This is a genomic window from Luteimonas sp. A537 (assembly GCF_054052065.1).
On record NZ_JBSVRH010000012.1, the window covers coordinates 1 to 6,933 of the forward strand.

A 6,933-nucleotide genomic window follows, 5' to 3' on the forward strand; every position below is an offset into this window, starting at 1 on the left:
CGCACGTCGGGCGCAGGTGCCAGGGAGCGGCGGCCTAACGAGTCGTTCAAGCCGATGCCGCTTCGCGGCACGGCTTAACTCTGGTGTTAGGCCGCTAAACTAGGCTCCGTACAGCATCGAGGGGGAAGTTATGTACAAGCTTGTTGGATTCATCGCGATCTTAGCCTTGACAGGCTGCGCAACCGCCGTAAAGCATTCGAACGCACCGCTCAGTCAGTACGACAAGAACACTGACTACGGAATCGAACCTAGGCCAGATGGCTTTGCTATTTCCATCTACTATTCTCGCTACCAGTTCATACCAGAAAGCGACGCAGTGGCCGCTGCCTGCAAGCAAGCGCTGACTTCTATCGCGCACGAGCAAGCTGATAAGCAAGGGCGTGAGATTGACCCTATCAACGAACAAGCTATTCGCTTGTCAATGGGTCGCAACGGGCTGACTGGCATCACATCATGCCGTGCTCATGCGCCGGCCAAGTGGAAGTAGCCGCGGCCTAACAATGCGCTCAAGCCGACACCACATCGGGGCGCAAATCACATGGCAGGAACAGCTTGCCATGTGCTTCACGCCCCGCTGCGGCGCGGCTTAGCTCAGGTGTTAGGCCTTGTTTCCCGCGCTGTTGTTGCCGGGTTCCAGGCAATCTGTAGCGCCTCGCTCATCCGCAGCGTTTGCACCTCGAACGCGCGGTGCAGGCATCGGCAGTCAGCCCTGCAACACCTCGGCTTCGGACAGGCGCGACTCTTCGCAAGATTCGACCTGCCGGGTCGGCTACGGGCGGTGCGCGGTGAGAGTGCTTGGCCGCGCGCATGGTGCGTTTCGGCAGCACCAGGCACGGCGCTTGTTGTACTGTTCGCCTCAGGGGTTGGGCTGCCGCACGTCGGGCGCAGGTGCCAGGGAACGGCGGCCTAACGAGTCGTTCAAGCCGATGCCGCTTCGCGGCACGGCTTAACTCTAGTGTTAGGCCGCTCAAAGGAGTTTCGCGTGAGTTACAAGATTGAGCAGGACGACTCAAAGCGCGAGTCTTTCGCGGCGTACAAGTACCGCATTTACCAAGACGGTCGATTGATCGCCCACTACTGGCATGACTATCGAGGCGATGAACATGGCATCGAGTTCGTTAGTGGCGCAAAAGAGCTTTCGCCGCTTGGACAAATGACTGACTTCATCGAGGGCGGCGGCCCGCAACCGCTGGTGCTATCCCAGCGTGCGGTGGCATACATCAATGGCAAGCTGGCGTAGGGCTAGTGCGCGCAACTACTCGGCAGCGGCCTAACAATTCGTTCAAGCCGAACCCGCATCGGGGCACCGCCTGGGTGCTTATCCGCTACGCTAGCACCCAGTCGCCGCCCCGCTACGGGTCGGCTTAACTCAGGCGTTAGCTCTCAGGGGGAGGATTCGCGGTGACCCAAACAATAGCCGTCGTCCTGTTCGGAGTTCTATCATTTGCAACTGGTGCAGTGGGCCAGCTCATGTACCCGGGTCTTGATCTTTCACCGGTTGATCTTTGGACCATGCCGGTGTTTCTGCTGCTGGTCTTCTGGTGGTACAGGCTGGACACAACTCAGCTAGGTTATAGACGCACCCCGTGGTTGAACGTAGGCGTCATTGCTGTTGCCGTCTTGGCGCTGCCGTACTACTTCTTCCGGTCAAGGGGGCTCAAGCGTGGCCTTCTCGCGACAATCATCATGCTCGCAGTGTTCATTGGTTCTGGCCTTCTCACTTTCGTTGGCCAGACCGCTGCGCGTGGCCTGCAGAGCTAACAGTTCATTCAAGCCGACGCCGCTTCGCGGCGCGGCTTAATTCAGGCGTTAGGCCTTGTTTCCCGCACTGTTGGAGCAGGGCATCCGGTCGCTTGATGCACTCCGCTCATCCAGCGCAGTTGGCACCTCGCACACGCGGTGAAGGCAACGGCAGACATTCGTGATGCATCTCGGCTCCGGACAGGCGCATCTTCGGCGCAAGTACGATCATCTAGAGTCGGCCTCGTGCTGGCTCACGGTGGGGTCTTCGGCCGCGCGAGTTGTGAATCCTCGCCTCCGCTCTCACAGGCACGGCCAAGGCTCGGCAAGTTGTTGTAGTGTTCGGTTCAAGGGTTGGGCCAGGTGCCAGGCATCGGCGGCCTAACGTGTCGTTCAAGCCGATGCCGCTTCGCGGCACGGCTTAACTCTGGTGTTAGACCTACTGGAGAGATTTGTGAGTCCGATAGAAGAAGACGAAGAACCGCGGGCTCCGGATTTCTTGTTCCTCAATGAATCCGATAGAGAGGGCGCAACCTCGGCTCTCAAGGCCGCTGGCTTCAACTACAAGAAAAAGCGCCTTGATTCGTCTCCCCAGAACTGGGAGACGATCGTAGAAGCCCTAGAAATTCCTTCTTTGATTGCAGTACTTGGCAAAGCCACTACTTTTACATTCAGAAATATTACGAACCCTGACTATGCGGATGTTTCAGATCGCCTGATTACAAAGCTCTCAAGCCTAAAGCACGTCATATTTGTTCATGAGTCCATTCTTACGGGAGCATCCGCAAGAGCTGACGACTTTTCAGAGGACGGCTACTTTGGCCCAAGTCCCTATTTCGTACCCCCTGAAAGCATTATCGTCGACCAAGTTCTGGGAATCTTTAAGAAGCATCGAATCAACATGGTCGCGTACACCACGAATGCGGAGCTGAGCGTTCTAGCGTCGCATTTTATTGAACAGAACCAACGTAATTTGATCTTTAGAGTGTACGTACCAAGTGATGGAATCTTTGCAAATGAGGCAAAAAAAGTACTCGAACTCTTTCATATTTACTTGACTCGAGTTTCAGATCTCCGCATCACTCACGAGCAAAACACAACGGGTAACGGGATCGTGCACGAGTTCTTTGCCGACCATTCCGTTAGTGCTGAGCAGATCAATAGCGAATTCGAGAGCTTCACAGAAGTTGTCTCTGATTCGGTCCAAGACCCAAGCAGAGCGATCATGCGCATGGAACAGAGCGGTGTGCCTACAAGGGACACAGCCGCTCTTGTTGAGAAATTCGCAAAGGAGGCACGCAGGCTCCGGACGGACATACGGCATGACTTAGAAACAAAGATGCTCTCAATCCGTCACCGTCTGGAAGATGCCCTCTCAGAAATGGGTCTAGCCTTGGAAAATTCTGAGATTCTTGAGATCGCCGCAGCCGCTATCCCACCTACACCGACTATTGTTTCAGCGGTTGGCGCATCAGGCAGCGTGGGCTCTCAACCCCCTAACATTCTTGTAAATCACGGCGTGATCGTTTCGGGAACGGTTCATGGAATCGTGTCTAAAGAGCTCACTGGGCAAGCAAATCTTGGGGCGAGCGCTGCTGAACTGATGACGCTGATCACCAAGTATGGCGAGGCTCAACAGCAAGAGCTAAAAAATTCGCTTCTTGAACTTGTTGATGAAGGTACAAGCCAAACCAACAAGATTGCCGCGCACAGCAAACTCAAGACCTTTGCGTTGTGGATTGGCAAAGAGATCGGCTCCTCTGCTATAGATCTGCTGAAAGAGGTCGTCAAGAGCCATATTCCAGGACTGTAGGTCTAACAATTCGTTCAAGCCGAGACCGCTTCGTGGCCTCGGCGCCAACCGGTGCGCCTCGGGCGGTCCGGCTTAACTCCGGCGTTAGGCGCCATACCAATCACCCATGCAAACGTCAGACGCATACGCCGCATTGGCCAAAGAGCTGGACGCAATCCGACAGCTTCCCATGCCAGATTTGCTCGCTCTAGTGGGCGCGCCTCCTATTGGGCATGTTTTGGACATCTCTGGCGAGAGAGTTGAGCTTGAGCTATCCGTTTCATGGCGTGACGACACCCATGCGTCAGTTCGGGTTACTGGCCACGCGCGCGGCCCAAGCACTTGGCACACCGAGCATCTGCAAGAGAGCATTACAGTTCCAGTTTCTTCGGGCGCTGCAGGTGGCGCCTAACAATTCATTCAAGCCGACACCGCTTCGCGGCGCGGCTTAATTCAGGCGTTAGGCCTAAAGGGGTCGTTCTATGAGGTTCCTAAGAGCATTAGTTGTTGTTGCCATGCTGCTGGCGGGCTGTGCGGATGGTTCTGCTGTTGAAGCAGCGTCTGCGGATGATCTCGCCGGCACGTACGTAAGACGGGATTCAGATACGAACATTTACTTGCTGCTTGTCAGTGATGGGCGCGGCGCAACAATCGCCGAGCAGCCCACCGGCGAATGGACGATGCTGATGACATTTGACTGGAGCCTTGAAGGAGATAAGTTTCTTCAGACGCAAGTTGGTTGGACTACGGACGGAGAGAAGTTCTACCAGTCTCATGACGACAGCACTCCGTACAGACGCGACGGTCACGCCTTTGCAACCCGCATCAAAAAGACCGGAGAATGGGTTCGATGGGAGCCCACAGAGACCGATATCTTTGAGAAAGCAAGCAAGGCGATCTCTGTCAAGTTTCCATCTCAGCAATAGTCGCTATTAGGCCTAACAATTCATTCAAGCCGACACCGCTTCGCGGCGCGGCTTAATTCAGGTGTTAGGGCCCAATGAGCCTATTTCGGCAACTGATACTTGTTGAGGCTGCAGCGCTCCTTGCGTTGCTCATGGTCGCTCTTGGCATGGGCAGCTATGGCGCCATAGACTCGATGCTCCATGAGGACTCGCTGCTAGATCCATTGGACTCGGTGAAAATCGTGTTCGCCTACACCGTTATCCTCGGCTTCTTGCCCGTCGTGGTCATAGGCGCGCCCGGCTACTTAGCTCTACTCAGATCCAATCGTGCGAGCTGGCTGCATGCCGTTCTGCTTGGCATGGCTCCAGGTCTCGTAGCGCTTCCTTTCGGGGCATGGACAGGATTCTTGGCAATTGTTTGTGGTGCAGCTGTGGCAACCTTGACGCACCTAATGTGCCGTCGGTTGGGCCCTAACAATTCATTCAAGCCGACGCCGCTTCGCGGCGCGGCTTAATTCAGGCGTTAGGTTGCTATGACAAATGACCCGCGGGTTGAGTCTCTTCTCGAGTGGAACGACCTCTCTCGCGAGAGCGCAGAGAACGCAGTTGTCGCTTCAATGTTTGAGGCCTCGCACAAAGCCATCGAGCCCATAGATACTTTTACAACGTGGTTGCTTGTCGGCACAGCGGCTGTTGCTTCTTTCCTTGTTGGCAATGCCGACAAATTAGTGCCAATCATTGGCAGTTCTGGGTTTCTGGCTTGTGGAATCCTTCTTTGCTTCTCGTGTCTGTTCGGACTGCTCTCAAAGATCTTTGCGTTACTTGGGCGAGTTGGGTACGAGGCTGGAAATACCGTGAGCCAAGCCATTCCTGCGCTCCTGGCTCAACATGATGAGGTGGAACAAAAGATCCAAGAGCATGCAGAGGCGCTTGGGGTAGAGATCCAGTCTGGGGTACGAATGGATCGGGTATTTCGGGAGTTCATGGCGCCGCTGCCGTTCTGGGCCCGGTGGGCTGTCGCGCGCAGCCTCAAGAAGCACGGGAACAACCCGCAGGCCGGTTACTTGACACGAATTAAGAACCTCAACCGGCAAGGGATTTGCGCGTTTCTTCAAGCCATGACTTTCATAGCATTCTTGTTGGTTGCCTTTGCACATGCAGCCGCAACCTAACAAATCATTCAAGCCGATGCCGCTTCGCGGCACGGCTTAATTCTGGCGTTAGGCCGCAGGGGGCCGCGTGGCAGGACCAACCAACAAGCTGCTGATCGTCAGCGGCGCACTGAGTGGCCTTGCGGCCCTGACGCACCTGGCATGCCTGGCGGTGGGGGCGCCGCTCTTCCGGCTTCTGGGCGCCGGCGAGCAGATGGCACAGCTACACGCCGCAGGGCATTGGTATCCCACAGCGGTTACGCTCACGATCGCCGCTGTCTTGGCGATCTGGAGTGCCTACGCCCTCTCAGGCGCGGGCGTTCTTCGCAAGCTTCCGCTGCGTCGCACAGTTCTCTCTGCCGTTACGGCCATCTACCTCGTCCGTGGTGTGGCGGTCGTTCCCGTCATGGCCTACTTTCCAGGCAACAGCATCACGTTCTGGGTCGTGAGTTCATCAATCTGCCTCGCCATTGGCCTGGTCCACCTTGTGGGGCTTCGTCAGTCGTGGGTCAGGCTGTGAGGGTTCGCGGCCTAACAATGCGTTCAAGCCGAAGCCGCTTCGTTCCGCAAAGCACATGGCAGATACAGCTTGCCATGTGCTTCGCTCCACTACGCGTCTCGGCTTAACTTAGGCGTTAGACCTTGCATGGACGTTGACGTTGTAGCCAAACTGGTTGCTCTGTTGGTAGGCGTACTCGGCCTGCCAAAGCTCTGGCATGAGATAGCTGAGAGACGACGAACCAGACTAAGAGACCAACTTAGCAACTCAAAAGAGCTCGCAAGTTCTCTAGACTCCCGGGCTAATGCTCTGGTGATCCAAAGTGCCTATACGGCTCTAACTGGCCGAAAGCCTCTTCATCCCCGTGACATTCAGCGGCTGATGCTTCTAGAGCAGCCGTTGCGAGCGTTCTCTGCATTCCATACTGGTCAAGATTTTCTGCAGCGATCTAGCGGTGGCTTGATGCCCTTCTGCTTCAAGGAAGGCTATAGATCACGTGAGCGCCGCAAGCGGCTTCTGATTCGATTCTCAGCTCTGTACCTTGTATTCGCAGTGCTAGCGGCCGCGCCGCTTCTGTTCGCCGGTCAGATATTCTCCGTGGTCAGTGGCTATACCGTGCTTGGCCTGTTCGCGTGGGCCATCTTCTTTGGTTGGCTGGCCAAGCTCGCTCTCGATCGGTTTGAAGGCCTTATAGCTGCGGGCAGGCTTCTCAAGATCCGGGTGGCAAGGTCTAACAATTCATTCAAGCCGACGCCGCTTCGCGGCGCGGCTTAATTCTGGCGTTAGGCCTTGTTTCCCGCACTGTTGTTGCTGGGTTCCAGGCGATCTGTAGCGCCTCGCTTATCC

General features: G+C 55.9%; 8 protein-coding genes. All 8 read left to right on the plus strand.

The annotated features are described in order from the left end of the window. Nucleotides 1-130 precede the first annotated feature (130 nt). The 8 genes from ACW7GZ_RS14665 to ACW7GZ_RS14700 all read left to right on the plus strand — a co-directional run bounded on the left by ACW7GZ_RS14665 (nucleotide 131) and on the right by ACW7GZ_RS14700 (nucleotide 6,861). Complete coding sequence (locus tag ACW7GZ_RS14665) at nucleotides 131-487, plus strand: hypothetical protein (RefSeq protein ID WP_457009984.1); 357 nt, start codon at nucleotides 131-133, stop codon at nucleotides 485-487. Nucleotides 488-982: 495 nt separating this feature from the next. Then, nucleotides 983-1,240 (plus strand): hypothetical protein, encoded by a 258-nt coding sequence (locus ACW7GZ_RS14670; protein ID WP_457005658.1) that lies wholly within the window; start codon nucleotides 983-985, stop codon nucleotides 1,238-1,240. A gap of 161 nt (nucleotides 1,241-1,401) precedes the next feature. Next, nucleotides 1,402-1,761, plus strand: a complete 360-nt coding sequence (locus ACW7GZ_RS14675) for a hypothetical protein (RefSeq protein WP_457009986.1) — start codon at nucleotides 1,402-1,404, stop codon at nucleotides 1,759-1,761. Nucleotides 1,762-2,194: 433 nt separating this feature from the next. Beyond that, nucleotides 2,195-3,553 (plus strand): hypothetical protein, encoded by a 1,359-nt coding sequence (locus ACW7GZ_RS14680; protein ID WP_457009988.1) that lies wholly within the window; start codon nucleotides 2,195-2,197, stop codon nucleotides 3,551-3,553. Between the two features lie 461 nt (nucleotides 3,554-4,014). Further along, a complete protein-coding gene (locus ACW7GZ_RS14685) occupies nucleotides 4,015-4,458 on the plus strand; it encodes a hypothetical protein (protein ID WP_457009990.1) in 444 nt (147 codons plus the stop codon). A 596-nt stretch (nucleotides 4,459-5,054) separates the two neighbouring features. Next, complete coding sequence (locus ACW7GZ_RS14690; protein WP_457009992.1) at nucleotides 5,055-5,609, plus strand: hypothetical protein; 555 nt, start codon at nucleotides 5,055-5,057, stop codon at nucleotides 5,607-5,609. A gap of 67 nt (nucleotides 5,610-5,676) precedes the next feature. Then, the gene (locus tag ACW7GZ_RS14695) at nucleotides 5,677-6,108 is read left to right on the plus strand and encodes a hypothetical protein (RefSeq protein ID WP_457009994.1); all 432 of its coding nucleotides are present in this window, start codon (nucleotides 5,677-5,679) and stop codon (nucleotides 6,106-6,108) included. A gap of 126 nt (nucleotides 6,109-6,234) precedes the next feature. Next, nucleotides 6,235-6,861 (plus strand): hypothetical protein, encoded by a 627-nt coding sequence (locus ACW7GZ_RS14700; RefSeq protein ID WP_457009996.1) that lies wholly within the window; start codon nucleotides 6,235-6,237, stop codon nucleotides 6,859-6,861. Nucleotides 6,862-6,933: the final 72 nt, after the last annotated feature.

Coding starts and splice junctions, on each gene's coding strand:
- ACW7GZ_RS14685 (WP_457009990.1), top strand. CDS start 4,015: ATGAGGTTCCTAAGAGCATTAGTTGTTGTTGCCATGCTGCTGGCGGGC.
- ACW7GZ_RS14700 (WP_457009996.1), top strand. CDS start 6,235: ATGGACGTTGACGTTGTAGCCAAACTGGTTGCTCTGTTGGTAGGCGTA.
- ACW7GZ_RS14665 (WP_457009984.1), top strand. CDS start 131: ATGTACAAGCTTGTTGGATTCATCGCGATCTTAGCCTTGACAGGCTGC.
- ACW7GZ_RS14690 (WP_457009992.1), top strand. CDS start 5,055: ATGTTTGAGGCCTCGCACAAAGCCATCGAGCCCATAGATACTTTTACA.